Annotated in this window: 18 protein-coding genes and 2 pseudogenes; 13 read left to right on the top strand and 7 right to left on the bottom strand. The window is 45.3% G+C overall.

Annotated elements, in window-relative coordinates; all coding sequences use genetic code 11:
* Nucleotides 1-4: 4 nt before the first annotated feature.
* Both putA and QTN94_RS12150 read right to left on the bottom strand, forming a co-directional pair.
* Nucleotides 5-3,124: a bifunctional proline dehydrogenase/L-glutamate gamma-semialdehyde dehydrogenase PutA gene (gene putA, locus QTN94_RS12155; protein ID WP_331427774.1), complete on the bottom strand. Its 3,120-nt coding sequence runs from the start codon at nucleotides 3,122-3,124 to the stop codon at nucleotides 5-7.
* A gap of 187 nt (nucleotides 3,125-3,311) precedes the next feature.
* Nucleotides 3,312-4,103: an AraC family transcriptional regulator gene (locus QTN94_RS12150; RefSeq protein ID WP_331427773.1), complete on the bottom strand. Its 792-nt coding sequence runs from the start codon at nucleotides 4,101-4,103 to the stop codon at nucleotides 3,312-3,314.
* A gap of 495 nt (nucleotides 4,104-4,598) precedes the next feature.
* Here QTN94_RS12150 and QTN94_RS12145 point away from each other — a divergent pair, with 495 nt between their 5' ends.
* The 3 genes from QTN94_RS12145 (at nucleotide 4,599) to QTN94_RS12135 (ending at nucleotide 8,631) form a co-directional block, all read left to right on the top strand.
* Complete coding sequence (locus tag QTN94_RS12145) at nucleotides 4,599-5,696, top strand: PEGA domain-containing protein (protein ID WP_331418170.1); 1,098 nt, start codon at nucleotides 4,599-4,601, stop codon at nucleotides 5,694-5,696.
* Between the two features lie 141 nt (nucleotides 5,697-5,837).
* A complete protein-coding gene (locus QTN94_RS12140) occupies nucleotides 5,838-7,655 on the top strand; it encodes an SUMF1/EgtB/PvdO family nonheme iron enzyme (RefSeq protein WP_331427772.1) in 1,818 nt (605 codons plus the stop codon).
* Between the two features lie 262 nt (nucleotides 7,656-7,917).
* Nucleotides 7,918-8,631, top strand: a complete 714-nt coding sequence (locus tag QTN94_RS12135) for a helix-turn-helix transcriptional regulator (RefSeq protein ID WP_331427771.1) — start codon at nucleotides 7,918-7,920, stop codon at nucleotides 8,629-8,631.
* A gap of 14 nt (nucleotides 8,632-8,645) precedes the next feature.
* Here the strand turns inward: QTN94_RS12135 and pdxH are convergent, their stop codons facing one another.
* On the bottom strand, nucleotides 8,646-9,281 hold the full coding sequence (gene pdxH, locus QTN94_RS12130) for a pyridoxamine 5'-phosphate oxidase (protein ID WP_331418172.1): 636 nt from the start codon (nucleotides 9,279-9,281) through the stop codon (nucleotides 8,646-8,648).
* Between the two features lie 212 nt (nucleotides 9,282-9,493).
* On the opposite strand from pdxH, the gene QTN94_RS12125 reads away from it, so the two are divergent.
* From QTN94_RS12125 to QTN94_RS12110, 4 genes are read left to right on the top strand one after another with little or no spacing between them, the layout of a single operon-like run.
* Nucleotides 9,494-10,885: an HlyD family type I secretion periplasmic adaptor subunit gene (locus QTN94_RS12125; RefSeq protein ID WP_331418173.1), complete on the top strand. Its 1,392-nt coding sequence runs from the start codon at nucleotides 9,494-9,496 to the stop codon at nucleotides 10,883-10,885.
* Nucleotides 10,886-11,596: a transglutaminase-like cysteine peptidase gene (locus QTN94_RS12120; RefSeq protein WP_426950829.1), complete on the top strand. Its 711-nt coding sequence runs from the start codon at nucleotides 10,886-10,888 to the stop codon at nucleotides 11,594-11,596.
* Nucleotides 11,597-11,601: 5 nt separating this feature from the next.
* A complete protein-coding gene (locus QTN94_RS12115; RefSeq protein ID WP_331427770.1) occupies nucleotides 11,602-13,512 on the top strand; it encodes a bifunctional diguanylate cyclase/phosphodiesterase in 1,911 nt (636 codons plus the stop codon).
* A gap of 17 nt (nucleotides 13,513-13,529) precedes the next feature.
* Nucleotides 13,530-15,644 carry a type I secretion system permease/ATPase gene (locus QTN94_RS12110; protein WP_331427769.1) on the top strand — a complete coding sequence of 705 codons (2,115 nt, stop codon included), beginning with the start codon at nucleotides 13,530-13,532 and terminating at the stop codon, nucleotides 15,642-15,644.
* Nucleotides 15,645-15,725: 81 nt separating this feature from the next.
* On the opposite strand, the gene QTN94_RS12105 is transcribed toward QTN94_RS12110, so the two are convergent.
* Together QTN94_RS12105 and QTN94_RS12100 are read right to left on the bottom strand one after the other, a co-directional pair.
* Nucleotides 15,726-18,275, bottom strand: a complete 2,550-nt coding sequence (locus QTN94_RS12105; RefSeq protein WP_331418177.1) for a glycosyl hydrolase family 18 protein — start codon at nucleotides 18,273-18,275, stop codon at nucleotides 15,726-15,728.
* A 352-nt stretch (nucleotides 18,276-18,627) separates the two neighbouring features.
* Entirely contained in the window at nucleotides 18,628-20,025 is a 1,398-nt protein-coding gene (locus QTN94_RS12100; RefSeq protein ID WP_331427768.1) for a tryptophanase, read from the bottom strand.
* A gap of 424 nt (nucleotides 20,026-20,449) precedes the next feature.
* Between QTN94_RS12100 and QTN94_RS12095 the strand changes: the two genes are divergently transcribed.
* On the top strand, nucleotides 20,450-21,094 hold the full coding sequence (locus QTN94_RS12095; RefSeq protein ID WP_138970868.1) for a DUF2057 family protein: 645 nt from the start codon (nucleotides 20,450-20,452) through the stop codon (nucleotides 21,092-21,094).
* Nucleotides 21,095-21,112: 18 nt separating this feature from the next.
* Here QTN94_RS12095 and QTN94_RS12090 read toward each other — a convergent pair.
* Nucleotides 21,113-21,688, bottom strand: a pseudogene (locus QTN94_RS12090) (HD-GYP domain-containing protein); the annotation flags it as partial.
* A 62-nt stretch (nucleotides 21,689-21,750) separates the two neighbouring features.
* Here QTN94_RS12090 and QTN94_RS12085 point away from each other — a divergent pair.
* The 5 genes from QTN94_RS12085 to rsgA all read left to right on the top strand — a co-directional run bounded on the left by QTN94_RS12085 (nucleotide 21,751) and on the right by rsgA (nucleotide 25,158).
* Nucleotides 21,751-22,290, top strand: coding sequence for a GNAT family N-acetyltransferase (locus QTN94_RS12085; RefSeq protein WP_331427767.1), 540 nt, complete (start codon nucleotides 21,751-21,753; stop codon nucleotides 22,288-22,290).
* Between the two features lie 94 nt (nucleotides 22,291-22,384).
* Nucleotides 22,385-22,813 carry a hypothetical protein gene (locus QTN94_RS12080; RefSeq protein ID WP_331427766.1) on the top strand — a complete coding sequence of 143 codons (429 nt, stop codon included), beginning with the start codon at nucleotides 22,385-22,387 and terminating at the stop codon, nucleotides 22,811-22,813.
* Complete coding sequence (locus QTN94_RS12075; protein ID WP_331427765.1) at nucleotides 22,810-23,403, top strand: SCO family protein; 594 nt, start codon at nucleotides 22,810-22,812, stop codon at nucleotides 23,401-23,403. Before QTN94_RS12080 ends, QTN94_RS12075 begins: the two co-directional genes overlap by 4 nt.
* Before the next feature lie 4 nt (nucleotides 23,404-23,407).
* The gene (locus QTN94_RS12070) at nucleotides 23,408-23,854 is read left to right on the top strand and encodes a copper chaperone PCu(A)C (RefSeq protein ID WP_138970864.1); all 447 of its coding nucleotides are present in this window, start codon (nucleotides 23,408-23,410) and stop codon (nucleotides 23,852-23,854) included.
* Nucleotides 23,855-24,093: 239 nt separating this feature from the next.
* Nucleotides 24,094-25,158, top strand: a complete 1,065-nt coding sequence (gene rsgA / locus QTN94_RS12065) for a ribosome small subunit-dependent GTPase A (RefSeq protein ID WP_331427764.1) — start codon at nucleotides 24,094-24,096, stop codon at nucleotides 25,156-25,158.
* A 319-nt stretch (nucleotides 25,159-25,477) separates the two neighbouring features.
* Here the strand turns inward: rsgA and QTN94_RS12060 are convergent.
* A pseudogene (locus QTN94_RS12060) lies at nucleotides 25,478-25,588 on the bottom strand (IS5/IS1182 family transposase); the annotation flags it as partial.

Here is a 25,588-nt window from a genome sequence, read left to right as displayed (position 1 = left end):
TCGATTAACAAAACTGTGTTTGCGTAAAACGGTAAAGATAATGTGGACCACCCGCTTTTGGTCCAGTACCTGATAGGCCTTGACCACCAAATGGCTGCACTCCTACCACCGCGCCAACTTGATCACGGTTGATGTAGCAGTTGCCAACACGAGCATGTTTTTCAATCCAGCGGTAAGTGGTTTCATTTCGGCTATGGATACCCATGGTTAGGCCAAAACCGGTATTGTTTATCTGCTCAACCACCTGAGTGAGCTCACTTGCTTTGAATCGAACGATGTGCAAGATCGGGCCAAACTGTTCTTCTTTAAGACAAGAAATATCACGGATTTCAAAGGCTGAAGGAGCAACGAAGTCACCGTTTTCATGCTCATCCGTAAGCACCAGTTGAGCGACTTTTTTCTCTGTTTCAGTCATAAACTCGATATGCTTTAACAACTTGCTCTTCGCATTGACGTCGATAACCGGACCAACATCTGTCGAGTGAAGATAAGGTTTACCAACGCTTAACTCCTCCATCGCCCCCTGGATCAGAGCAACAATGCGATCAGCAATATCTTCTTGAACGTATAGAACACGCAGTGCACTACAGCGCTGACCCGCAGAGGCAAACGCAGAGCGAATCACATCTCTCACCACTTGCTCAGGTAATGCTGTACTGTCAACAATCATTGCGTTCTGACCACCCGTCTCCGCAATCAAAGGCACTGGAGCGGCGTCACGTTCTGCTAATGTTTGGTTAATGCGCTGCGCCGTCGCTGTTGAACCAGTGAAAGCGACACCTGCGATGGCTGGGTGTGACGTCAGAGCCGAGCCAATTTCAGCGCCACGGCCTGTTAATAGCTGAATCGTCCCTGCTTGGAATCCTGCGTCGAGCATCAGTTCAACCGCACGAGCCGCGATTAAGCTGGTCTGTTCTGCTGGTTTTGCCACGACTGTATTTCCTGCAACCAAAGCGGCTGTCACTTGGCCAAGGAAAATGGCCAGAGGGAAGTTCCAAGGGCTAATACAAACGAAAACACCACGACCTTGACGAGACACTTGACGAATCTGCCCATCAAAACCATTAATGGTTAGTTCACCTAACGCGTCCACTTGCTTAGCGTAGTAACGACAGAAATCAACCGCTTCACGCACTTCATCGATACTGTCATGAATCGTTTTACCTGCTTCCTGGTGACAAATCGCGACAAGCTCTGCGAGATTCTCTTCCAACAGATCAGCGAGAGCCTCTAGCTTCTCTGCTCGCTGAGCTTTTGGTGATGCTTGCCATGCAGGGAAGGCCTGCTCAGCACCTTCAATCGCTGCCGAAACATGCTCAAGCGTAGCGAACGCAACCTGACCTACTTGAATACGACGGTCGTAAGGAGCGGTGACTTGTTCAGTGTTGATGTTTTCCTTGATCATGCTTTCGGCAAACATGTTGCCATTGATGATCGGGCCCGCTAGCCACTGCTTACTTAGAAAACTCTCTACTTCATATTCAAACGGCTTAGCTTCGCTCTCGATATCAATGTTGATACCCAAAGAGTTCTTGCGCTCGTTAAACACGTTGGTTGGAAGAGGAATGCTTGTGTTGGAGAAAGAATCAAACGCATTAAGCATATCTACTGGATGCTGTGTCAGTGTTTCAACAGGGCAACGAGCATCGACCAAGCGATGAACAAATGAGCTGTTTGCACCATTTTCCAGTAAGCGGCGAACAAGATATGGCAGCAGATCTTTGTGGCTACCAACCGGTGCATAAATGCGCACGGATTGTTGGTAGGCCGACATCGCATGGTTGTACAGCGAATCGCCCATGCCATGCAGACGCTGGAATTCGAAATCTTTATGCTGAGCCATCACTGCAATCGATGTGACTGTCTGAGCATTGTGGCTAGCAAATTGCGGGAAAATATTACCACGAACATGTTGACTCAAAAGGAATCGAGCACAAGCTAAGTAAGCCACATCTGTCGCTTCTTTGCGCGTATAAACAGGGTAGTTAGTATAACCAGCCTGCTGTGACCATTTGATCTCACTATCCCAGTAAGCACCTTTTACAAGACGCAGAGGAATCATATCTCCCTGCTGCTTCGCTAAGCCATTTAGCCAAACCAAAACAGGAAGCGCTCGCTTAGAGTAAGCCTGCACCACTAGACCAAACTTACCCCAGCCCTTGACCAATTCACTTCGGTACACTTTTTCGAACAATTTGAGGGACAGCTCTAGGCGGTCTGCTTCTTCAGCATCAATGGTAATCGCGACGTCAAGCTCAACCGCTCGACGCAGCAATTGCTGTAAGGTATCGTAAAGTTCTGTCAGAACACGTTGTTCATTCGCAACCTCATAGCGAGGATGAAGTGCTGAAAGCTTAATCGACACAGAAGGCGCTGGACTCACATCTGCAGCATAGTCATCACGGCCTACCGCTTCGATTGCCATTAAGTAATCTTTGAAGTACTTATTTGCGTCAGCGGTGGTAAGTGCCGCTTCGCCTAGCATATCATAAGAGTAAGTGAAGCCCTTATCACGCATGTGACGACCGTTTTTTTGAGCCTCGGCAATGGTACGGCCAAGTACAAACTGGTGTCCCATGACTTTCATTGCCTGATGCATCGCCTTACGGATCACAGGCTCAGACATCTTGTTGACTAGTCGGTTAACCGCGCTTACCGGACTTTGAGATTCGCTATCAGAAAGGCCAACAACTTTACCTGTGAGCATTAAGCCCCATGTAGACGCATTAACAAACACGGAATCAGAATTTTTCAGGTGTGATTTCCAATCTGCCACAGTGAGCTTGTCACGGATTAAAGCATCGGCTGTCGCAGCGTCAGGAATACGCATCAAAGCCTCAGCAAGACACATCAGCAGAATACCTTCTTGAGTATCAAGGCTATACTCCAGTAACAGAGCGTCAATCATCTGAATGGACTTTTTGTCAGCACGAATCGTATTGATCAAATCCGTCGTTTTGATGGCAATCTGCTCTTTCTCTGACTCAGTGGGTGTTGCTAATGGCAGTAGTTGCTTAAGCCATTGTGATTCGTCCACCATATAAAGTGGCGAGATCAACGACCAAAGTTTATCAAGCGGCTGCTCGACAAACTCAGCGTTTAACACATTACTCGCTATAAACATGCGTTTTCCTCAATCTCACACCTGAAATCATTTCAGGTTTTCTACAATGGCATGCAGTGTATTTTGAGCTTGAGAAGAATACTTGTCAAAAACTCCGAGTTTTTTGCTAAAAACTCTGAATATTAACAAAACAAAAACAGAGTCACACTCAATTAAGTAAAACTTTATATCGTTTACATTAGCTTATTTAACCAAATCGTTTCTTGTACTGAGAAGGTGAAATACCTTGGAGACGGGAAAAAGTATGAGTAAAGGTGCTTTGACCTGAAAATCCGGTGAACTCAGCTACCTGTCCCAAAGTGAGATTGCCCTGCTCTATTAGCTGCTTCGCCATGTCGATTCGCTTGCCCAGCACATACTGATGAGGTGTAATCCCCATCTGTTCTTTAAACAAGGAGTGAAACTGACTCTCACCTAAGAACACACTGCCTGCGAGCTGCATCACTGAGATTCTCTGCTTCATGTGCTGCTCGATATAGCGATCTATCGCTTCAAGATCGAAGCGCGATTCTTTACGACTCGCTTCAAAGGCCGACATATGGCGCTGTAATAAAGCCACAACCGTATCACTGCAAGCTCGACTGAGCAGCAAGTCATCTGGGCTAGAATGCATCTCAGCCACTAACATCTGGATAAGCTTCTGGATTTGAGTGTTGAGCTGAAAGTACGTCTCTTTCTGGTTAAGCTCGTTAAGACGCTGCATCATCAAAGCGTCAGATTGCGAAGCAACCGGCATATTGAGTACCAGAATATCAGATTGACCGACGACACCACCGAATGCGTGCCCTGAACCGGATGTCACGACGCAACCTTGCCCAGGACCTACCATATTGCCGTAGCCACCAACTTCAAACTCCGCTTGACCACGTAAACCGATCACCACCTGAGTATAGTCGTGCACGTGACATTCCATATACGAAGGCAACGTAACCAATTGAGCTGGTTTTGGTGATAATTCTTTGGCAGTGGATGATGACATAGAGACACACAGTCAAATTACATGTTCGATAAGCCATGATATACCAGAAGTGACGCAACTCGAAAATTGTATTGTTTGATTATAAAAATGGTTGCATTTACCATCGTCAACAAACAGAAAATGAACAGAGTGAACTACTGAAAATCTGGTCATTTGTCGTGCTGGAAGAATGATCAAGTGCACATAAATTACGGCTTATGTCACTTCTATCGATTTTCGTTATTCTTGATCGAGAATCTTTACTTGCATATTTCTTCAATCAGCCCAAAATGGATGATGTACTACCTAATTTTATCTCGATTTATGATAAGCTTAGGTAATTCGCTCTATTATCTAGAGTGAATAGAAGGAAGAAATAGACCTTTTCAAGGCACCTTATGCAATGGATTGCCAAAAGTTTGTCTTTTTTCTATATAAAGTGCACTATTTGATTGATATGCACTAAGTTTGACTATTTTTTTATTGGTTATTAAACGTTAATTGTTGCAGGGACTTATGATCATACGTCGCATGCCAGCGCTTTTGCTTGCGCTAAGCCCTCTTTGGGTTTCGACTTCGATTTTCGCAGAAGAAAATGTACAGGGTGACCCTGTTTCTGAAATCGAAGTTAAGTTAGAAAATAAAGAAGCAGAAATGGGCACGATGGCTGCGGAGTTTAACTCTGAAGCTGATCGTCTCCAGCAACTTCAGAATGATAGAACTAAGCTGAAACGCAATGAGGAAGAACTCAATGCAAAGCGCAATCGCACTAAGTCAGCTCTGGACAAACAGTATAACCGTCTTTTAGATGATCCAGATATTGACCTAGTTTCATTCCAGAAAGCTTACCTAGATGTGTGGACTGAAGTGAAAGATAACCAGTCTGCACTATTGGAAAACCAACAAGCGATAACTGAAAGTGAAATGCGCCTCTCACAAGTAAAACAGAAGCAAGCCCGTCTAACTTCTGAGCTTTCTTACTTACAAGAGCAGAAAGTGGAAGCGCGTGTAAAACGTATTTCTGCTGAGCTACGCGAAAGTGATGTACTCGAAACAAGTTACAAAACAACTTGTTCATCGACCATGACTTTGGGCGAGTGTGCTAGCCAGGGTCAATACCTGACTAAACAGAAAGCCGTCAAAGCGTTCAAAGCAAAACTGATGGATCGTTTGACGGAGTCAAACCTAGCAAAGCAAAATGCCAAAGGCGTTCAGTTGAAAGTTCATGTTCAAGAGAGCCAGCTCATCCGCTCTGGTTTTGAAGGCAACAATAGCTACTTCACTCAATTGCAATTGCAATTGCAGGCGCGTCCAGAGGCCTCCGCGGCTTGTAAACTACTTAACGTTTCAACTCGTTACTGTCTAAAAGGCAGTGAAGAAGAGAAAACCGCTAAGAAAGACAAAAACTGGGTGAATGTGACCGTTCGTTCAGATCAATATGATGATTCCGTAGTTATCAATGGCATTAACTATGGCAGCACGCCAGTAGAAGTTGTTCTACCACGTGGCCAACATCAAGTTACAGTGTCGAAAAATGGTTTTCAGACATACAATCGCGTGATCACTGTCAATGCAAATGACACAGTTTGGGTTAAGCTACGTCCAAATGGATAACGGCTAAAAAAACCTACCGGATTCACAAAGATGAGCTAAAACGCCATTTTGACCCTAAGTTATCAACAGATAACTTAAGACAAGATGGCGTTTTCGTTTAAAATACCCAATTAATCAATAATTAGATGTAGAAGAAAGACGATGCGTCCAGGTTTATCAATCCTTTTATTAGCATTATCTCCTTGTTTGCTTATATCTCCCGCTTCCGCACAGGAAGCGAAGATGTCGGTCATTCAGATCGACGATAAGCTTTTTAGCAAACACGATGAGTTAACGTCTGCACAAAAAGCCTCAGACGAGCAGCAAGCTCTGTTTAATAAGCAGCAAGCCGAATTAAAGTCTCTGCAACAAACGGCCAAATCCCTTGATAAGTCGTTTGCGAGTGCCAAGAATAAGCTTGAAATGGATTATCAACGTATGATTGATGATCCCAATGTTGACCTAGCTGCATCTCAGAAGGCCTATCAAGATGCTTGGTCGTCAGTGAAGCAAAATCAAAAGGCACGTCTTGACGCTGAACAAAAGCTTGAGGAAGAGCGAGCGAATCTCGCTACTCGTAAAGCAGAAGCCGATGCAATTAAGCTTGCTATTGCAGAATTGGACGAACAAAAACTTCGTGCCAGAGTCGAACAGCTCAAACTTGAACTGGAACAGCCACAGAAAATTTCGGTCAGTTTCACTAACCGCTGCCAAGCCTCTTTAACTTTGGCGCAATGTGATCAGCAAACCAAAGAGCTAGCTTTGCAGAAAGCGGTTAAGCAATTTCGCGGTGAGATTGTTGAACAAACCAGCGAAAGTTCACTGGTCAAGCGCAATATCAATGATGTCGCTCTTAACATCCACGTTGTCAAACACATTACCACCGAACAGGGCTTCTACGATGGTATTCGTTACCGAACACTAATGGATGTAGAGCTTGAGGCTCGTCCTAAAGCAAAAGTAGCCTGTGAGCTTCTGCAAATCGATAGTCAATACTGTTTTGCGCCTGGAGCAGCAGGAAATCAGCAGTTCCAAGAGATCGCTTGGGTCACACTCGCTATTCGCTCTAACCAATACAACGACAGCGTAACGATCGATGGCGTTTCTTATGGCAGTACTCCTGTAGAAATCATGCTACCAATAGGTATCCACGACATTACAATTGAGAAAGAAGGCTACAAGTCATACAGCCAACAACTTTCCGTTAACGCGGATACGTCTTTACGTGCGGTACTGACTGAAAAAGCCAACCCGCTACGCGCTGGTGCTAAATTTGCTGATGGCTTGGCAAGCAGCGGTCACGCACCGGAATTGATCACCATTCTCCAAGGTATTTACTACACTGGAGAGAAGGCTTCTAACCAAGTTTCACTTGATCATGCTTTCGGTATTGGCGCGACACCTGTCACCGTCAGTCAATTTGCAACCTTCGTTGAACAAACCAATTACCAAACCGATGCCGAGCTAAAAAACACCTGTACCACGCTAGCTCAAGGCGAAGTAACACCAATTCCAAACAGCAGTTGGCGAGATCCTGGGTTCAAACAATCGCCTAATTCACCGGTTGTGTGTGTGAGCCAAAACGATGCCGTCTCTTACACTAATTGGTTGCGTAAGCAGACCGGCGCTTCTTACCGCCTACCAACAGAAGAAGAGTGGGAAATTGCGGCACGTGCTGGCAGCCAAGATAAATACTGGTGGGGTAATGAATTTGCACCAGGTGAAGCAAACACTGGCTGGAGTGGCACTCCTTGGTCAAACCAAAGCACTGCGCCCGTTAGCGCTTTCAAACCTAATCAGTTAGGCGTTTATGATGCGGTCGGCAATGTTTGGCAGTGGACAAGCAGCCCGAGAGGTATTGCTAAAGGCGGTGCGTGGAACTTCTCACCAGATATGGCTGCAGCAGACAAGCAGCTATACCTTTCACCATTCTCTGCCGCTAACTACTTAGGTTTCCGAGTCGTTAGAGACATTAACTAGTTATATTAGGGGGGGGGATTTCCCCCCTTTTTATCTTATTCTCTTCAGATACAATCATTACCGAGTTGGATTTATCCATCCTCCTCGGTATCAATTGATATGTCTATGCTCAGTAATTTACTGAGTGCATAGAACCTCTTCTACACGTCGACAAGATTTATCTTGTGTTTGCCAGTCATCCTACGGTGCCTGGCATTTTTTATCGTACAGCACATGTGACTTTGGTATCATACTCACTCTGTTTAGTAAGAAGTTTTTTTAAGTGAACGAGCAGCAAGTCTCTTTATTCCGTCAACTCCCCGGTTTCTGGGGATGCAAAGACCTCAACTCTGTCTTTGTTTATGCTAACACTGCTTATGCCAAACTGATCGGTTTCGAGAAGTCACAAGATTGTATTGGCCTTACCGACTTTCAAATGCCCAGTCCCACATCTCACTGCGCTGCTGATTTTGTTAAACAAGATCGGTATGTCATTGAAAACAATACGTCCTTGAGAGTTCTCGATATTCACCCATACCCAGATGGCAGTTGGCGTGCGCATTTATTTACCAAAATCCCATGGCTAGATGATTCAGAAAAGATTCAAGGGACCATTTTTTATGGGCAAGAGTTGTCTGATACCGCAATTCTAGAAGTGGGTCACTGGATATGTCGCGCGACAGGTTTACCGCCTGAAAGTAATCTTATCGCTGAAACACCGACGACAACACGCTTTGATCTCAAACTGACTAACCGAGAATCAGAAGCGCTGTTTTTACTGCTCTATGGTAAGAAACCCCACTACATCGCCACAATCATGAACATCTCGATAAAGACATTAGAAAGCTATGTCGCGAGACTGCGAGTAAAGTTTGGCGCTCACTCTAAAGCACAATTGATCGATATGGCTTTAGAGCAGGGATATGGGTCTCACATACCTAAGACGCTATTAAAAAGACAGCTGTCTGTCGCCCTAGATAATGAATACGCCGCATAAAGCGGCGTATTTTTTTATGGTGCTAAGCGGTCAATATGCCACTCTTCAGCTTGTTTTGAAAACAAGAAGCGGTCGTGAAGGCGATGCTCACCGCCCTGCCAAAATTCGATACTTTGCGGCTTAATTCGAAATCCGCCCCAGAAACTCGGTACAGGGATTTCGCCTTTTTCAAACTTTTGTTTGAGCTCTAGAAACTTACCTTCTAACACGCCACGAGCACTAATACGGCTACTTTGCTTACTGGCGATTGCCGCCAACTGACTTGCTTTGGGACGAGAAGAGAAGTACTTCATGTTTTCGACAGCAGATAGCTTTTCAGCCACACCCGTAATATGCACTTGACGCTCGAGAGGATGCCAAGGGAAATGCAGGCTAACTTTTGCGTTCGCTTCAATCTGCTGGGCTTTACGGCTACCAAGGTTGGTATAAAAAACGAAACCATCTTGATTGACATCTTTTAGTAACACAATTCGTTGGAAAGGTTGCCCTGATGCATCCACCGTTGCGACCGTCATTGCCGTTGGATCAGTCAGCTTAGCGTCGATCGCTTGCTGAAGCCATAAATCGAATTGGGCAATCGGGTCCGCTAGCAAGTCTTTTCTGCGCAAGCCACCTTTGGTGTACTCACGGCGAATATCTTCAAGTTCCATCTTTTCTCCTTGGCGAATTTTTTTGTCGATTGTGCGCCCTTAATTACAAGAACTCAAGCCTAGCACGATGGATAACGCTACACTCTATACAAACTAGCTATTAAAACATCGCTATATATCAATTAGGGGAACAAAACTGACAGCAAATCCTTAACATTTTAGACAATGAATAATAAAATCAATCAAATAACACCATTTTACAAGGATCACCAATGAGTAAGAGCAGTTACAACAAGCTTACTCCTGACGAGCTGGATTACGTTGACGATAAAACAGCCGCTCTATTGCTAAATACGCCAAGCAGCGCTCGCATCATGCTGTGGGTAATGGTGGTCTTTTTCGTGTTTGCCATTCTATGGGCATCATGGGCAGAGATCGATAAAGTGACCGTCGGTCAAGGCAAAGTTGTGCCATCATCACAAGTTCAGGTCGTACAAAACCTTGAAGGAGGTCTGGTAAAAGAGATCTTGGTTCGCGAAGGACAAACGGTTGAGAAAGGTCAGCAGCTATTGCTTATCGATGATACTCGATTCCGCTCAGACTACCGTGAACGAGAGCAACAGGTTGCCAACTTAACCGCAAGCGTTCTGCAACTTTCAGCCTCAATCACCAGTGTCGATATCGATGAGGAGTTCAACGAAAATAATTGGCAAAAAAACGTCCAATTGAATTTTAATAAACTTGCTTTCCCACCCACTTTAAGTGAACTGCAACCAGACTTGGTTGCACGTCAGCGCGCTGAATATCGCCAAGATCTTAATAATCTTCGTAACCAAATCTCACTGATTGACCAACAGGTAAAGCAGAAACAACAGGATCTGGTTGAAATTCAGGCACGAATTAAAAACCTGCGTGAAAGCTACCGCTTTGCAAAAAAAGAGCTGGAAATTACCCAGCCTCTCGCGGATGAAGGGGTTGTACCGCGTATTGAGTTGCTCAAGCTTCAACGCCAAGTCAACGATACTCAACGTGAGTTAACTTCAAGTGAGCTAAAAATGCCGGTGCTTAAATCAGCAATTCGAGAAGCGATGTTGAGCCGCATCGACGCTGCGCAGAAGTTCCGCTCTGAGCAACAAGAGAAACTCAACCAAGCACAAGACAAGTTATCGTCGATGACGGAGTCAACGGTTGGACTTGAAGATAGAGTAAACCGTACAGTCGTGACCTCACCTGTCACGGGTACAGTAAAAACACTCAACGTCAATACCGTCGGTGGCGTTATTCAACCAGGTATGGATATTGTTGAAATTGTCCCGAGCGAAGATACCTTGCTGGTTGAAGCAAAGATTGCTCCACAAGATATTGCGTTTCTACGTCCAGAGTTACACACCATCGTTAAGTTTAGTGCCTATGATTTCACTAAATACGGTGGTCTAGAAGGCACCTTGGAACACATCAGTGCAGATACCACCACTGATGAAGAGGGCAACAGCTTTTATCTGGTTCGTATTCGTACTAAAGAAACCAGTCTTGACAAAGATAACACCTTGCCAATCATACCTGGTATGACGGCTTCGGTAGACATTATTACTGGTAAACGCACCATCCTTGAATATCTGCTCAAGCCGATACTCAGCGCCCAAAACAACGCGCTAAAGGAATAGATGTATGGTCAATTACGTAGGGATGCACGCTTGAAAGCTCGCTTCATATTGAAGTCAGCATTAGTAGTCACACTACTTTTGCTGGCATCAACCACCTCGTTTGCTCTTAACACTCAAGAGCAACGTTGGATTGATGCTGTGCGTAAAACTTACGGCGAGCGCGCAGGGAGACGCGTTGAGACATGGCGCAAAGAGATGTCTCAATACAAATCGCTGTCTGAGCGTCAGAAACTGACTAAGGTCAACAATTTCTTCAACCAACTCAATTTTGTCAATGACATTAACTTGTGGGGACAAAATGATTATTGGGCAACACCCCTCGAATTTCTTGGCAGTAATGCGGGGGATTGTGAAGACTTTACCATCGCTAAATATTTCTCCCTGCTAGAACTTGGCGTTTCCGACAAAAAATTACGCTTAGTGTACGTAAAAGCTATCGAACTGAATCAATTCCATATGGTGCTCGCCTACTACTCAAAGCCAAGTGCAGAGCCCATACTGTTAGACAATATTAACCCAGAAATAAAACCAGCTTCAACGCGACGAGATCTGTTACCTATCTACAGTTTTAACGGTAAGAACTTGTGGTTAATGAAGTCGAAAAACGGACAACTCGCGGGGGAATCATCGAGGTTAAGCCTATGGAATGACCTACGTGCTCGCGAGAAATCGCTCAAACTTAATAAACCCATAGTTAACTATGATGAGTAGGCAATATGACGTTATATAAACAACTTGTCGCGGGCATGATTGCGGTGATTTTGATGTTATTGATTTCGGTGTTTATCATCGAATTCAACACAACACGAAGTAACCTCATTCAACAACAACGCTCTGAGGTGAACAACACCATCAATACCGTGGGGTTGGCTTTAGCGCCCTATTTGGAAGACAAGGACCAAGTGGCCGTTGAATCAGTAATCAATGCACTTTTCGATGGCAGTAGCTATTCGATTGTGCGCCTGATCTTCCTAGACACTGGCGATGAAATACTCCGTTCATATCCGATCAAACCAAACAATGTGCCTAAGTGGTTCACTAACCTTAACTTGTTTGAGAAGATCCATGATCGTCGGGTCGTGACCAGTGGTTGGATGCAACTTGCCGAAGTTGAGATTGTGAGTCACCCTGGGGAAGCCTACACCCAGCTATGGCTTGCATTTGAGCGTCTAGTGATTGCATTCTGTATCATCATGCTCATTGGCTTGTTCTCTATCTCATTCATCCTCAAGCGTGCGCTGCGCCCTCTTCAACTTATCGTCAATAAGATGGAACAGGTTGCTAAAAACCAGTTTGGCGAGCCGCTACCAAGACCTGCAACCCAAGATCTCATCTATGTTGTCGATGGTATCAACAGCATGTCGGCACAACTTGAAAAGTCGTTCCAAGCTCAAGCAAAAGAAGCACAACAACTGCGTGAACGCGCCTATATCGACCCTGTTTCACAACTGGGTAACCGCGCATACTACATGAGCCAACTTAATTCTTGGATTGGTGAAGGAGGTATTGGTGGTGTGGCGATTTTAGAAGCGAGTTTTATCCGCGAATTGTATGATGACAAAGGCTACGAAGCAGGTGATGGCATGGTTCGTGAGTTAGCCGATCATCTTAAAGTTTCTCTCTCGTCACCAAACGTGACACTCGCGCGTATCTCTACGGAAGAGTTTGGTTTCATCTTACCGAATACCGAAGAACCCGATCTCAAACTCATCGCAGAAAGTATCGTTACTTATGTCCAAGATATAAATGCCGACCCAACTGGTATGGCTACGTCTAACATGGCGTTAGGTGTTGTTTACAACAAAGCCTCCACCAGCTCGTCTGAATTGTTAACCATGCTCGACAACGCTCTGGCCAATGCAAAATCAAATCCAGAGCTGAGCTATGGTTACGTCACAGGCGAACGCAGTGAAGGGCTGATGGGTAAACAGCAGTGGAAAAACTTGGTGGAAGAGGCCATCAGCAACGATTGGTTCAGTTTCCGCTTCCAGGCCGCTAATGACAGCTGGGGTAAGGCTTACCACCGAGAAGTGTTCTCTGCGATTGAGAAAGATGGCGAGCGATACAGTGCAAACCAATACCTTTTCGCTCTTGAACAGCTTAACGCCAGTCATCTGTTCGATGAGTACGTTATCGAATCTATTGTCAAAAGACTTGAATCTGGAGAGTTTGAAGAGCCGATTGCCATCAACATTGCACAGAGCAGCATTTCACAACCAAGCTTTATTCGCTGGGTAACGCAACTGCTTAACAAGCACAATTCAATCGCGTCATTACTGCACTTTGAGATTCCAGAAAACTGCTTTATCAACTCTCCGCACCATACGGCGCTATTCTGTAATGCCGTCCGTGCTGCTGGCGCAGATTTCGGTGTTGACAACTATGGACGTAATTTCCAATCATTGGATTACATCAATGAATTCCGTCCAGCTTATGTGAAGCTTGATTACTTGTACACGCATCACCTTGATGATGAGAAACAGAAGTTCACTCTGACTTCGATCTCTAGAACCGCCCATAACTTGGGCATTAAGACGATTGCATCGCGTGTCGAAACTCAGACGCAGCTGGATTTCTTATCAGAACACTTTATTGAAGTCTTCCAAGGCTTTATCGTAGATAAATAACAATATAAAGGTATAGCATGCAGGATCCGCTATTAAACTCGCTTATCTACGTCAGTCGATACTACGGTTTAGCAAACTCTCCAGAGGCACTCATCAATGGCTTACCGCTTTCAGACGGTAAGCTAACCCCTTTTCTTTTCCCACGTTCCGCTGAACGCGCAGGCTTAGTAGCGAAAGAAAACCGATCGGCATTGACCGACATATCTCAATTAGTCCTTCCGGTGGTGTTGATACTTAAAAGTGGCGATGCTTGTGTATTGAACAGCATTAATGACGATAGCAGCGAAGCCGAAATCGTAACCGGAACGTCAGGCTTGGTACCCATTTCGATTCCACTCAAGGAATTGGAAGAGCTCTACATAGGACGCTACTTTCTGGTTAAAAAGCAGTTCCGCTATGACGAACGCTCCCCAGAAGTACTCAAGACGCGTGAAGGGCACTGGTTTTGGGGAACTATCTGGCAATCGAAAAAGATCTATCGCGATGTACTTATCGCCTCGGTTCTAATCAACTTATTCGCCATCGCCGCGCCAATGTTTACTCGTTTGGTCTACGACAAAGTCGTGCCTAACCTAGCGTTTGAAACCTTGTGGGTTTTGGCCAGCGGTATCTTTGTCATCTTCTTGTTTGACTTAACACTCAAGTTACTGCGCAGCTACTTTATTGATGTAGCCGGTAAGAAATCCGACATACTGATCTCCTCGAAACTGTTCAGCAAGGTAATGGGAATTCGAATGGAAGCTCGTCCGGCTTCTGTCGGTGCCTTCGCCCGACATTTGCAGGAGTTTGAATCGATTCGTGAGTTCTTTACTTCGGCGACTATAGGCTCTTTGATTGACCTGCCTTTCGCGATTCTGTTCCTGATCTTGATCTGGCTGATGGCAGGTAACTTGGTGATCGTGCCTATCGTCGGTGTATTAATTCTGGTTATTTACTCACTACTGATCCAAGGTCCGCTTCAACACACCATCGAAGAGGGCTCACGCTTAGCGTCGCAGAAGTATGCCAACCTGATTGAGAGCTTGTCTGGCCTAGAAACGGTCAAACTGTTTGGTGCACAAAGCCAGTTCCAGTTCCGCTGGGAAGAAGCAGTGGCTCACATGGCGAACTGGAACATTAAGAGCCGCAGAATCACAGATGGTATTCAAAATACCGCAGGCTTCGTTCAACAGGCATCCAACGTCGGTATGATTATACTGGGTGTTTACTTGATCGCAGAAGGAGACCTAACAATGGGTGGCCTAATCGCGGCGACTATGCTCAGTGGCCGAGCAATTGGTCCTATGGTCCAACTGTCTTTGCTATCGACCCGCTACAACCAAGCAAAATCGTCAATGACCATCATTGAGCAGGTGATGTCGATGCCGGATGAACAAGAACAAGGTAAACGTTACATTCACCGCCCTATCATCCATGGCAAGATAGAACTGGATAAGGTGACGTTCCACTATCCAGATTCACCAATAGCCTCTATCCGTGATTTAAGTTTGACCATCAACCCAGGTGAAAAAGTCGCCGTTATTGGTCGAATAGGTTCCGGTAAGACCACGCTAGAGCGATTGATTATGGGGCTTTACAAGCCGACCGAAGGTCATGTACGTATCGATGACACCGATATTGATCAGCTGCACCATATTGATATTCGCCGTAACATTGGCTGTGTGCCGCAAGATAGTCAATTGTTCTATGGCAGTATCCGCGACAACATTACTCTTGGTCGACCGTTAGCAGACGACCGTGATGTACTCGATGCAGCGAACCGTGCTGGTGTTACCGTGTTTACTCAGCAGGACCCTGCCGGTTTAGAGAGACAAGTCGGTGAAGGTGGTATGTTGCTATCTGGCGGTCAACGTCAGGCAGTAGCCATTGCCCGTTCACTGCTCGGTCGTCCTCCAGTATTGCTGATGGATGAGCCTACCAGTGCGATGGATAACCGCTCAGAAATGCACATTAAGCAGCAACTAGCCCAACTTAAGGCGAGTGAAACCTTGATTTTAATTACCCACAAGACGTCGATGCTTGATGTGGTTGACCGCGTCATTGTGATGGAAAAAGGCTGTATCATTGCAGACGGTCCGAAATCGGAAGTTCTTAATAATCTGAAGCAAGGTAAAGTGAGAGCCGTCAACTAGTTAGTTGTTCTGGCTAAATTTACACCATTAAAAGCCATTCGGAACCGAATGGCTTTTCATTTAAATAACTATTGATCTAAGTTATTGTGCAGAGCAGTCAGCGATACCGACTTGTTTCCACACTCCCCATTGTCCGGAGTTCAATGGGTTCTCTCCAATGTTTGCATACCATTTGTTTTCCCACACATAACCTTCCCATACTACCTGAGTACCTGAGTTTGGATAAGGAATGGTTGCATCCCACAAGTTGTCACACTGACCACCAGTGCCCGTTGAGGCAGCGACAACAACCGTACTTGATGCCGCCGTCGTAGCCTGACCATCACTAACCGACACAGTGAATATCAATGAAGTATCCTGGCTATACTCTGGCGCAACAAAACTCACTGACGCTCCGTTGATCGTCGCCTCTAGACCCGCCGGGATTTGCCAGCTGTAAGTAAGAGGATCATTATCTGCATCTGTTGCTGAGGCGGTAATTTGTACCACATCCCCCTGACTTGCATTAGCAGGTGCCGAAACTTCTACTACAGGAGCGTGGTTTTTAACTGGCTGATCGGCTGGATTAACAGTAACATTGACGGTATCAGTGGCGACCGCACCCTCGTTGTCAGTAACGCTCAATTGGAATGAAAGTGTTTCCGCTTGAGTGACTTCAACAACATCGAAGCTTGCTAAAGCTGAGGCCGCTCCGCTCAGGCTGACAGACGTACCCGCCGTCTGTGTCCACTGGTAACTAACGATGCTGCCATCACTATCACTAGAAGCACTGCCATCAAGTGTCACACTTGCAGGGCCAACAACCGTAACATCCGCTCCGGCGCGAGCAATTGGATTGCGATTATCAGGCGTTACACTACCGTCAGCCAAACCCTCATGCATTGCGTTTAAGATATCACCATTATCTGCATCCAGTTCCCAAGAGAAAAGACCAGCAAGACCAAGTTGACGTACATAGTTACCTTTAGCAATCACAGAACGCGAATCATCAAAAGTAATTAATTTGCCAGTACTTGGGTTCCATACCCACGGTGCTTGTGCTTGATCATCATAACCATACTGGAAGCCATTAATGCCAGTATTATCCGCACCCAACATGTACGACTTAATGCCTTTGTAATCAATCACACCCGCTTCCCAGACACCTTGAGCAGTAGTGCCTGTCAGAGGACCACTACCTGTACCTGTCATTGGGTCTGTTGGATCGGACAAGGTATCCGGAGTCACACCGTCCCAGCCACGGCCATACATCGCCGCACCCAGCACAAGTTTGTTAGCTGGAACACCCTGTGCCAACAGTGCTTGAATACCATTGTCTGCCGTGTATGCCGGACCTTTGTATGCTTCACCATTCTCATCAACACCGCTACCATCACACTGGCCCGGGCGCATAAATGTGCCACAGTAAAGCGCCGTCTGATGTCCTGGAACATTGTTCCAACCACCATAGAAGTCATAGGTCATGGCAAAGATGTAATCCATGTATTGAATTGCATTGCCATAATCGACATCTTCAATCTTATCGTAGCCAACACCAATCGCAGACGTCAGTTCATAAGTGCGTCCAGTCTCCGCTTCGAGATCATCAAGCATAACGCGCAGTTCCTGCATCAAAGCGATATAAGCAGGACCATCATTAACTGGGTCACCTAAATCCGCAGCGGCACCACCACCACCCGGGAATTCCCAGTCAATATCAACGCCATCATAGAACTTCCATGTCTTCAGGAATCGTTTTACAGAGGCGACAAAAGTGTCTCGATTGGCTTTGGTGGTAAAGTCGAAAAATGGGTCGGAAAGTGTCCAACCACCAATTGAAGGTATGATTTTAAGATCTGGATTACGCTGTTTAAGCGCCATTAACATACCGTAGTTGCCCTTGATTGGCGTACTGTACTCATGGCCTGCCTGAGTGAAGCTTTTCTGATAAGCAGCCCATGGGTCGTGAATGACAACTTCATAGTCAGACATTCCCTGACAAGCGGTAGTAAGCGCTTGGAAACTATTTCCGCCTACCGCTTTAAGTGACTCATTCGGGCCACAAATTGGGATAAATCCGTAAAGAATGTGAGTAAGGTTATCCGCTGGAATATTATCTACGGTGAAGTCTCGACCATAAATACCCCACTCTACAAAGTAAGTACCGACGACGGTATTAGGGTCGGTATTATAAGACTTATTATTGGCATCAATGTTCATCTGCAACGGAGCTAAATGAGCGCCATCAGTATCAGCAATAACGATCTCTGCGGGGTCACTGGTGCTACAGACTGTAGCGTCACATGCTTCAACGGTAAGCTGGTAACGACCAGCTTGGCTATAGGTGAAGCTAGCAACGGTTTGTGCGCCATTAATCGGACCAGTCGCGACTTGCTGACCATCAAAGTAGATCTTATACGTGTCACCGGTAACACTACTACTCCACTGGTTAAACTGAATAGCGATGTCGACCAGTTCGCTATATTGGACCATCTGGTCATAGCCAGAAGTGGTTTCCATTGCTAATTGAATTTTCGAAAACTGAAGATCATTCGAACCATTTTTATCCACTATCGGCACTGCAGGCGCCGCCACTGCTATGCCCGACATCGCCAATACGATACTCGCGGCACACAAAGTTATACGATTCATACCTAATTTCTCTCATTCCTTGTTTGTCGACTCTAAAATTAGAGTTCAATCTGCTCCCCACAAAACAGAGAACATCCCGACAAGTATTTAAGAAACTTCCGTCATTTAGGTATGACGATAACTACGACTTTCGAGTGAAAGTCAGAAATTAACAATTTGTTATCATGTTATTACATCTCAAATAAGACATTGCCCCAAAAACCAACAGTTAGCATTAAGTATTATAGTGATAGATCTGTTAGATAATTTCCAGGCTATAAATCTATTTATCAATAACAAAGAGATACATAAAACTGCCGCACTCAAAGAGTACGGCAGTTATTTAGTAGCAAAATTTGCAAGAATTTACGGACTATTTCGACTTAAACCGCGCCGTGAAATGACGAAGAACAGGCGGTTCATATTCAAAAGTAAGCCCTTTTAGCTCATGTGCACGCTCTTTTAACTCGATAATCGCATCCGCAATGTAATCCATATGATCGTTGGTGTAGACGCGGCGCGGAATCGTCAAACGCATTAGCTCGAGCTCCGATGCTTTCTGTTCACCAGTAGCAGGATCACGACCTAACAATAATGAACCAATCTCGACAGCTCGAATTCCGGCTTCTAGATATAAAGCATTACACAGTACCTGAGCTGGAAACTCATCGGCTGGGATATGTGGAAGAATCTTCGCAGCGTCGACAAAGACTGCATGTCCACCCGTTGGGTACTGGATAGGGATACCTGCCTCTCTTAGTCGTTCACCCAAATAGGCGACTTGACTGATACGATAGTGAAGATAGTCCTCATCAGCACCTTCATACAGACCACGAGCTAAGGCCTCCATATCACGTCCCGCCATACCGCCATAAGTAACGAACCCTTCCATTGGAACACAGCGGGTACGCACGGCCTGAAACAACTCTTCATGATCTCGGATACAACACAGACCACCGATATTCACCATTGGATCTTTTTTCGCAGACATCGTCAGCATGTCGCCGTACTGGTACATTTCGCGAATGATTTCTAAAATCGACTTATCTTGATATCCCGCTTCTCGTTGCTTTATAAAATAAGCATTCTCACAGTAGCGTGCGGAATCGATCACCACTGGAATATCATTCTTTGCCGCAATCTCATAGACAGCACGCATGTTTGCCATCGAGACAGGTTGACCACCCGAGCTGTTGCACGTAACCGTAGTGATGATGGCACAGATGTTTTCAGCGCCATATTCAGCAATAGCGGATTGGAGCTTGTCGAGATCAAAGTTACCTTTCCAATCATATGGCGTAGCGGTGTCAAAGGCATGTTTATCAACCACGTTGATTGCCTTGCCACCGTTCAACTCAATATGACCCGCCGTTGTATCAAAGTGATAATTAGAGATAAAAACCGGATCTTTACCGCCACGTACGGCTTTCATACGTTCGATCAGCGCCGGAAATAGAATCTGTTCAGCACCACGCCCTTGGTGGGCAGGAACGGTAAGCTTATAGCCAAAGAAATGTTCCACAGCGGCACAAAGATTGTAGTAGTTACGGCTACCAGCATACGATTCGTCCCCCATCATGAGACCGGCCCACTGATTATCACTCATGGCACCGGTTCCAGAGTCGGTTAACAGGTCGATATAGACGTCATCACTTCTAAGCAAAAATGGATTTAATCCCGCTTCGTTCAACGCTTTAACACGATCGTCATAAGTCGTCATTTTGATCGGTTCAACCATTTTGATACGGAAAGGTTCTGGGATACGTTTCATTGTGAATTTCCTTTAGATAGATCTGTTCGATTCGCGATGTCATGTCGCGAATGAGTTTAGTTAAGATGTATTTAATTAGGCGCGAGCGCACCTGAGGGAATTAACGAAACGTTGACTCTTTATTGAGTAAAGATAGGGTGTAGTCAATGTTATACCATGACGACAACACTAGTCTGTTGTCTAACATATTTGTATATGCCACAGCATCATCCTCCTGATTCATTGAACACTTCATTGAGTATAGCGGAAACAAAACACCAGTTACCGTGAAACATAGCTCAAATTTATCACTCGCAACGCGCACTCATATAAGTGACATTACGCTTTGATGAATTTTTCAAACTTCTCACATTTGTTTGTTGAAATCATTGAGTGAGCTAGGCACTCTCTTAAACAATAAATGCCTGTTTACTTGGAAACAAAAATGAAAATTAGAACAACACTACTTGCCGCTGCAACGCTAGGTATCAGCGCCACTGCTGCTGCGGATGTCACAATCGCTATTCCAGACACCATTGATGTTTTGGTGGTTAACGACAGTAAACCCGATGTCTCCGGCAGTATTTTTTCGGCCACCAAGACCCTGACCCTACCCGATGGTGAAAACCAAATTTTGTTCAAGTACCAGCCCTATTTCGATCAAGGCAAAGACCGCATCATTCTAGAAAGCGATCCCATCATTGGTACCTTTACCGCAAGTGAGACTCAGCTCGAGTTTGACTTACCTAAATATCGCAACGAGCACGACGGCGCGAAGCAAATTCGTAACCTTGAATGGGCATTGATCGATACCAGTGGGCAAGCGATCGAAATGAAGCAAGACAAACTGGTGAAAGATGGTATGCAGATTGGGCGCAACCATCAAATTGAACTGGCGGATTACAACCGAAGAGGCGGAGTTGCGGCAGTTTCAACTACCGCAGTGGTTGCCGTCACTCTTCCAGCTAAACTGGATCAGAAAAACGTTCAAGTTGGAGACAATACCGCTGAAGAGATGCTCCATTTTTGGTACAGCAAGGCCGACGCGGAGACTCAAGCTCGCTTCAAAGCCTTTATCAACAAGCAGTAATTTTATCTGTGCCAGCGGCTATGCGACCACTGGCTCATCGTAAGACTGCCCAATTGAGATTCGGTAACACTCTGCGGCGTTTGCGACCAAGCAGCCAAACACTTGCTTATCTAACTTTCCTTTATCAACTAAGTCACCAATAATGCTGATTGCATTCTCCAGCGGCAAACCTGCTCGATAGGGTCTCGACTGAGTGAGTGCTTGAAAAACGTCTGCAACCGCAACCAGTCGGCTAGGGCCATCTAAGCTTTCGGCTGTCAGTCCTAGAGGATAACCTGACCCATCAAGTCTCTCGTGGTGGTTAGAGGCCCACTGAATCACTTTCGAGTTAGTAAACATACTTTGTAACGCATGCCTAGAGTCCGTAGCATGGCGCTTAATACACGCATACTCCTCATCAGTCAGTGCACTCGGTTTATGCAAGATAGAGCTTGGCGTTTTAAGCTTGCCAATATCGTGAATCAGACCAGCGAGATAAAGCGTTCGACTAGTTTGGTTGGAGTACCCCAATTTTCGAGCCATAAACTCGGTCAGCTGGGCTACGTGTAACGAATGCTGATAGGTGAACGAACTCTTCGCATCAACAATCTGAGCATATAGCAATCACCTTTTAAGTCTGTTAGTTTAGACCGAAACAAATATGCAAATGAGACACTATGTTTAGCCAAAAAATCGATGACGATATTTCCATCGCCCTTGTCCAAGAATCGTTCGCACCACAGTACACATCTTTGATTCAAGAACAGATAGACTATCTGTCACAATGGTTGGCATGGCCTCAGCACTGCAATAGTGAGCAAGATTTTCGCCTATTTGTTCAACGAGCGTTGCACGAGTATGCAGATGGAAAATCTATGACTTGTGCGATTTTCTATCGGGGAGAACTGGTTGGAAACTGCAGTTTCAACAGCATCAATTCCGATACGCTATGTGCTGAAGTTGGCTATTGGCTATCTCAGTACCATCAAGGCAAAGGAATCATGACTCGAGTCGTCACATTCCTGATTACATATGCGTTTGAGCAACTACAGCTAGAGAAAGTACAACTTTCTGCCGCAGTAGATAACCGAGCCAGTCGACAGGTGGCTGAAAGGGTCGGAATGACGTTAGAAGGAATCCTGACTAATCAGGAAAAAATTGGATCACGTATTCTCGATCACGCCATCTATGGTATCAAGAACAGTCAAGCTCGCTAGGCTTGATAATGAGCACATTTTTACTCGTTATCTCATAGATTTATGGCGTTATGTGCTAGCATTGCACTCGCTATAAATCCTAGAGATGGACATCATGCCTACCATTGCAAAGTTACTGCTAATCATTGCCGCTCTTGGTGGCGGGTTCTTTGCCAGTGACCTAATTTCTTGGTTCCAATCGACTAAACAATCAATTTCTCTTGATCAATACTGTTTACTAACAACCAACAGCTGCCAACATAACGAAGTGGCGATATATGTCGACAAAGATACCAGTCAGCCATTAGTCCCAACCCAAATCGATGTTACTTGGCCGCAATCCGACAGTGAATATCTTCTCTTGTCCCTGCAAGGGTATGAAATGGACATGGGAACCGTGGTCTTCAAGCTGGATAAAACCCCACAAGGTGGCTTTTCTGGTCAGATAATCCTGCCTGTTTGCACAACCGGGGCAATGACTTGGTATGGTACGGTCAGCGATAGCAAAGAATCAATAAAAATCTCAATAAGGATGGAACGATGAGTCGTAATTGGTCGTTAATTTTAGTCGTCGCATTTGTGCTCGGTTTTGGGCTAAAAAGCTACCTTGATCAACAACCTAAATCAGCGTCAGTAGAACAATCTGATTCGAAGGTGGTGTTATTTGGAGAAAATAATCAGCCTGTTGACCTGTTCGACAGCCAGGATTCACGTATACGCGTTGTTTACTTTGGCTTCACTCGCTGTCCTGACGTTTGTCCAACTTCGCTTGCCATGTTAGCGGGGGCGTTAAACCAAGTCGATGACGAGGTGAAAAAACAGTTTCGGCCAATATTTATTTCCCTTGATCCGGAGCGTGATGCCGCCTCTGATTCTTACAAGTACGCACAATATTTCCACCCGATGATCGAGGGGGTATCTGCGCCACTTGAAGTAACGACACCGCTTGCCCATAAATATGGCGTTATTTTTCGCAAGACCGAGTTAGAAAACTCGCAGTTGAAATACACGCTCGATCACAGCTCTTATTTCTATTTCCTAAAACCAGATGGCACATTGATTACCAAAGTGCCACACACACTGACACCAGCTCCGCTGGTCGAAACCTTTAAAACTGTTATCTCAGAAGGATAGTTGAATGAAACTTAAAGCCCTCTTACTAGCAACATTGGTTCTAAGCCCACTGGCTCACGCTAAAATGGACATCATGGCACATCACGCTTATGCGCGCGCGACGCCACCAACAGCCGTTACGAGCGCCGTATTCGGTGAGTTTATGAACAGAGGTGAACAAGAGCGCTATATTGTCTCTGCTACAACCGAAGCGGCAGGCAAGGTTGAACTTCACGATGTGATTAAAGAGGGTGAAGTCATGAAAATGCGTCAGATTGACCGCATTACCATCCCTGCGAAAGGAAAAGTTGAGTTAAAACCGGGTAGCTTGCACATCATGTTATTCGATCTCAAACAGCCACTAGCGGAAAATCAAGAAATCGACGTCCAACTCACGTTCGCGAATGGTGAACAATACACGTTCACCGCACCAGTGAAAAAAGTCATGAGCGGAATGCAACACAAGCACTAAAAATAGTGACGAGCAGAGGTGGGCATTCGCCCTCCTCTTTTGCTAGAATTGCACAAAACTGAAACAGTTCCATAGGAGGATACGATGATTGTACTAACAACCCACCCGGCAGGAACGGCGAAGCTTGGTTAATTAAAACTCCCCTTCCCTTCTCATTGCCCGGTGTATATCAAACCGGGGTCTTAGACCCTAGCAAATCTAATTAATAGATACAGATTTTCTGTAAGCTTGGGGCATATATGAATACCAAAGCACAACCAGCAATGTCATTAACGACACTTGGCTGGAACAATCTTTTCCAGCAACAGTTAACACTTGAAGATATCGAACACCAACGAATCGCCGCTCGAGTCATTGAGCACCATCGAAGCGGATATAAGTTGCTGTGTGAGTCAGGCGAAATCAACTTAGAAATTCACAAGTCTCTACCTTCCATGACGGTAGGTGACTGGGTTTTGCTCGATGTTGACTCGCGATTCGTCCGTCTGTTAGAGCGTCAGTCGCTCTTTCAACGCAAAGCGGCCGGCAGTAAAGTCTCTGAACAACTCATTGCCGCAAATGTGACGTCGCTGTTTATTGTTTGCTCATTGAATGATGACTTCAACCTCAGCCGGATCGAACGATACTTGGCTATCGCACATGAAGCAGAGGTAGATCCTGTTATCGTCTTGACGAAAGCAGACCTAACCGAGCAACTCGATGAGAAAAAAACACAAGTTCAAAAGCTAGACCCTCTGCTAATGGTAGAGTCAGTCAATGCATTGGACTATCAACAGTGTCAACGTCTTCTTGCTTGGTGTAACAGCGGTAAAACCGTCGCGTTTATGGGCTCTTCAGGGGTCGGCAAGTCAACCTTAGTCAACAGTTTATTGCAGCAACAGGCGCAACAAACGGGTGGAATCAGGGAGAGTGATAGTAAAGGGCGCCATACGACAACGAGTCGTTCTTTGCATTTCATGCCAAGCGGCGCAGTGCTCATTGATACTCCTGGAATGCGCGAACTCCAGTTGGTTGACTGTGCCGATGGCGTTGCAGAAACCTTCTCTGACGTAGAATCTCTTGCTGCACAATGCCGCTTCTCAGACTGCCAACACCAAGACGAACCGGGTTGCTGTATTCGTCAAGCGATTGAATCGGGTCATCTCGAGCAAAGAAGGCTGAATAACTACCTTAAACTTATCCGTGAGCAACAGCACAACAGTGCAACTATTGCGCAAAAACGAGCCACATATAAACAACAGACTAAATATTACAAGAGAGTGCAAAATGCTCACCGTAACCAGAAACACGTGAGCGACTACTAAAACATAAAGGGGGCCCTCGCCCCCTTTTGTTATTTACCAATTTAATACACATTTAAAACATATAATTCACATGAAATGAATTATCTTAATTTTTCATGCTACTTTTCAATTAATCCTAGACACATTATTTCAAGTCGCTAGGGTCTGTTGATCTTTCGTGATGATTTTTTAAACGACATGGTGAAGGTTATAATCATTTCGCCAAAAACAAATCACAACTGAGTTCACCATGCCAAGGACAATACTAACTGATAAACGATGGGAAAAGCTACTTCAAGTGATGACTAGGGCGTGTTGATCTTTGCTGTACGTTTTATGCTCAGCAATACATTGGTAGCCACATTAACATAAATGCCAGCGATACCATGCTGGCATAGTTCCTTTTCAACTTGTCATATCTAGTGGATATTGCTCGATAATGCTTGATTTT

The organism is Vibrio sp. M250220, assembly GCF_036533795.1.
Taxonomy (GTDB): Bacteria; Pseudomonadota; Gammaproteobacteria; order Enterobacterales; family Vibrionaceae; genus Vibrio.
The sequence above is the reverse complement of the archived record's forward strand: the minus strand, read 5'-3'. Positions and strand labels throughout refer to the sequence as shown.

Coding starts and splice junctions, on each gene's coding strand:
- putA (WP_331427774.1), bottom strand. CDS start 3,124: ATGTTTATAGCGAGTAATGTGTTAAACGCTGAGTTTGTCGAGCAGCCG.
- QTN94_RS12150 (WP_331427773.1), bottom strand. CDS start 4,103: ATGTCATCATCCACTGCCAAAGAATTATCACCAAAACCAGCTCAATTG.
- QTN94_RS12145 (WP_331418170.1), top strand. CDS start 4,599: ATGATCATACGTCGCATGCCAGCGCTTTTGCTTGCGCTAAGCCCTCTT.
- QTN94_RS12140 (WP_331427772.1), top strand. CDS start 5,838: ATGCGTCCAGGTTTATCAATCCTTTTATTAGCATTATCTCCTTGTTTG.
- pdxH (WP_331418172.1), bottom strand. CDS start 9,281: ATGGAACTTGAAGATATTCGCCGTGAGTACACCAAAGGTGGCTTGCGC.
- QTN94_RS12125 (WP_331418173.1), top strand. CDS start 9,494: ATGAGTAAGAGCAGTTACAACAAGCTTACTCCTGACGAGCTGGATTAC.
- QTN94_RS12120 (WP_426950829.1), top strand. CDS start 10,886: ATGTATGGTCAATTACGTAGGGATGCACGCTTGAAAGCTCGCTTCATA.
- QTN94_RS12115 (WP_331427770.1), top strand. CDS start 11,602: ATGACGTTATATAAACAACTTGTCGCGGGCATGATTGCGGTGATTTTG.
- QTN94_RS12110 (WP_331427769.1), top strand. CDS start 13,530: ATGCAGGATCCGCTATTAAACTCGCTTATCTACGTCAGTCGATACTAC.
- QTN94_RS12105 (WP_331418177.1), bottom strand. CDS start 18,275: ATGAATCGTATAACTTTGTGTGCCGCGAGTATCGTATTGGCGATGTCG.
- QTN94_RS12100 (WP_331427768.1), bottom strand. CDS start 20,025: ATGAAACGTATCCCAGAACCTTTCCGTATCAAAATGGTTGAACCGATC.
- QTN94_RS12095 (WP_138970868.1), top strand. CDS start 20,450: ATGAAAATTAGAACAACACTACTTGCCGCTGCAACGCTAGGTATCAGC.
- QTN94_RS12085 (WP_331427767.1), top strand. CDS start 21,751: ATGTTTAGCCAAAAAATCGATGACGATATTTCCATCGCCCTTGTCCAA.
- QTN94_RS12080 (WP_331427766.1), top strand. CDS start 22,385: ATGCCTACCATTGCAAAGTTACTGCTAATCATTGCCGCTCTTGGTGGC.
- QTN94_RS12075 (WP_331427765.1), top strand. CDS start 22,810: ATGAGTCGTAATTGGTCGTTAATTTTAGTCGTCGCATTTGTGCTCGGT.
- QTN94_RS12070 (WP_138970864.1), top strand. CDS start 23,408: ATGAAACTTAAAGCCCTCTTACTAGCAACATTGGTTCTAAGCCCACTG.
- rsgA (WP_331427764.1), top strand. CDS start 24,094: ATGAATACCAAAGCACAACCAGCAATGTCATTAACGACACTTGGCTGG.